Annotated in this window: 3 protein-coding genes; all 3 read right to left on the minus strand. The window is 59.8% G+C overall.

Annotated features, from left to right (window positions below; genetic code table 11):
- Positions 1-260: SDR family NAD(P)-dependent oxidoreductase (locus A3754_RS11590; RefSeq protein ID WP_156496957.1), on the minus strand; the 260-nt coding region annotated here is incomplete at its 3' end.
- A 110-nt stretch (positions 261-370) separates the two neighbouring features.
- On the minus strand, positions 371-1,414 hold the full coding sequence (locus tag A3754_RS11595) for a PA0069 family radical SAM protein (protein WP_063519814.1): 1,044 nt from the start codon (positions 1,412-1,414) through the stop codon (positions 371-373).
- A 92-nt stretch (positions 1,415-1,506) separates the two neighbouring features.
- Positions 1,507-3,011 (minus strand): NAD-glutamate dehydrogenase domain-containing protein (locus A3754_RS11600; RefSeq protein ID WP_197468636.1); only part of this gene is annotated, 1,505 nt, incomplete at its 5' end.

The following is a 3,011-nucleotide window of genomic DNA, read 5'->3' on the forward strand; positions in this document are numbered from 1 at the left end:
GCATTGTTGATCAAGCCGGTCAGTTCCACCTTCTGGGCAGCCATATCCGCTACCAGTTTTTCTGCCGCACCGGCCTGGGCCAGGTCGGAGGCGATACACATGACCTCCAAGTTATGGCGCTGGCGCAACTCACTGGCCAATGTTTCCAATCGATCCAGCCGCCGCGCCGCCAGCACCAGGTTGTACCCCTGGGTGGCCAACTGGCGAGCAAACTCCTCACCAATACCGGCGCTGGCACCGGTAATCAATACCGCTTTCATCGGACTCTCCTGTCAGGCACACCGGAAGCGGGCGCACCGTCAATGCAAATTAGTAACCATTGGTCACTAAAGTAAAGGAAAGATCGACAAAGCTAAATAACCCGGAGTTACTAAACAGCCCCCCACAGACTCAGCTGCCCATGGGGCCCGGGTGGCACAAAGCCGCCCGTGTCCAGATCCAGCGACTCCCTATCCACCAGCCCGGCACTGCGGCAGGCGGAGTCAAAACGCTGACGCAACAGATGCGCCCAGGCACCCTGCCCGCTCTGACGTTGGTGCCAGCGACTGTCATAAATGGCGCCGCCATGCAGATCGCGCATTACCGACATGACCTTCTCGGCCCGATCCGGGTAATGGTCTGCGAGCCATTCCTGCCACAGCGGCCCCACTTCATGGGGTAAGCGCAGCACCACATAACCTGCCTGCTGGGCGCCTGCCATGGCCACCTGATGCACAATGTCTTCCAGCTCATGGTCATTAATGAAGGGAATCACCGGCGCGACCAGCACCGTTACCGGCACGCCGGCACGGCTGAGTTCGCGAATTACTTTCAGCCGCTCCTTGCCGCCGCTGGCACGGGGCTCCAATTCGCCTTTCAGGCGGTTATCCAGCGTGGTGACCGAAACCGCCACCGAGGCACGCCCGGCCCGAGCCATGGGCGCAATCAGGTCCAGGTCCCGCAGTACCATAGTGCTTTTGGTAATCAGGCTGAAGGGGTGCTGGCAATCTACCAACACCTGCAACAGCTCGCGGGTAATGCGCCGCTCTCGCTCAATGGGCTGGTAAGGGTCGGTGACCGTGCCAAGCACAATGGGACGGCAGCGGTAAGACGGTTTGCGAAGGCTGTCGCGAAGCACCTCCGCGGCATTGTCCTTGCAGAAAATCTCGCTCTCGAAATCCTGACCGGGTGATAAGTCCACATAGGCATGGTTGGGACGGGCATAGCAATAGATGCAACCATGTTCGCAGCCCCGATAGGGATTGATACTTTGCTCGAAGGGCAGGTCCGGACTGCGGTTGGTCATGATGATGCTGCTGGCTTTTTCGCGATGATAGCGAGTAGGCCGGCTCACCGGAGGGCTATCCGATTCACAATGGCTGACGGCAAAACGGCCAGGTAGCTGGCTCAGGGTGCCCCGGTTCGCTGCGCGCATAAACTTCACCTCCGCGTATACTGTCTTTTTGTACAGTATACGCGGAGGCCAGCCAACTCAAGTGCATTCCGTGTGGTACCGACTTCTGCGACTTACAAACTTCGCAGTTTACGCAACTCCCGTACCCCCACCGCCAGCGTCATGAAGTCGTGGGGGCCATCTGCCTGCAAGGTTTGTAAACGGTGAATGCCGAAGGCCACCTTGCGACGGGATTTTTCTTCCCAGGCGGCAAAGCGCGCGGCGGCGGTATCGCCATCGTACTCCAACACCTTGGCGGCCACTTGCCGGTGCAGGCGGTAGGAATCCTCACGCAGGTTGGCACGAGCCAGCGCTTGCCAGCGATCCTGCACAGACAGATCCAGAATCGACGACAGCAGCCACAGAATCTGCAGCTTGTCGCCCACCAGAAAGTACACTTCCGCCGCCAGCTTCAGCGGCACCTGGGCTAGCGAAGCAAGCTCGACAATATCCGGGGCAGACCCCAGCACCATGGTGTTGGCCAACAGTTTGGCTTCTTTCTCGGGCACGCCATCGTCTTTCATGCCCTCCACGGCCTGATCCCATTCCTGCCGATAACTGCCCGGCAGTGCTTCCGGCAACATGCTCTCCAGTTCGGCAATGGCCTTGCGGTAGCGAGCCACCGCTTCTGCCACCGGACGCCGCCCCCACTTGTAATGAATCAACCAGGTGGTCACGTGCTTCATCAAGCCGATCACCCGGCCATAAAGCCGTAGCTGCACCTGGCTGTCCACGCGCCCGTCCAGGCCATCCACCGGCGCCCAATACAGGTCGCCATCGAACACCGCATGGGCCATGGCGTAGGCCTTCACCAAACGGTGCAACGACAAGCCATGCTCATCCGCATACCGATGAACAAAGGCAAACCCCATCCGGTTGACCACCGCGTTGGCCAGCACCGTGGCAATCAACTCCCGGCGCAGGCCATGGTTGAGCAGATCATCGCCGAAGGATTCCACCAGTTCCTGCGGAAAGTAGTGCAGCACGTCCTGATCAAAGAAAGCATCATCGGGAACGTCCGACGTCAGCAAGGCATCGAACAGCGCATTCTTGGTATAGGACAACAACACCGACAATTCCGGCCGGGTCAGCCCTTTGCCGCGGGTGCGACGTTCGCTCAGTGATTCGTCATCCGGCAGGTATTCCACCGTGCGCACCAGCATGGCCTGGCGCTCCAGCGTACGCAGGTGGTTGGCGTGCTCATCCAGCCGCGATGCGGCGTTATATTCCAGCAGGCTTAGCGCCAGGCTCTGCACGTAATTATCGCGCAGTACCGCATCAGCCACATCGTCGGTCATGCGCACCAGCAAGGGGTCGCGGGTATCGCGATCCAGCCGCCCGTCACGCAAACGCTGGTTAAGCGGAATCTTGATATTCACTTCCCGGTCAGAGCTGTGCACACCGCCGGAGTTATCAATGGCGTCGGTATTGATCCGCCCACCATTGAGCGCAAATTCAATGCGCCCCAGTTGCGTGAGCCCCAGGTTACCGCCCTCACCCACGACCTGGCAGCGCAGTTCCTTGCCGTTCACGCGGATGGCGTCATTGGCCCGGTCGCCGACCTGGGCATGGCTTTCGT

Source organism: Alcanivorax sp. HI0083 (genome assembly GCF_001635175.1).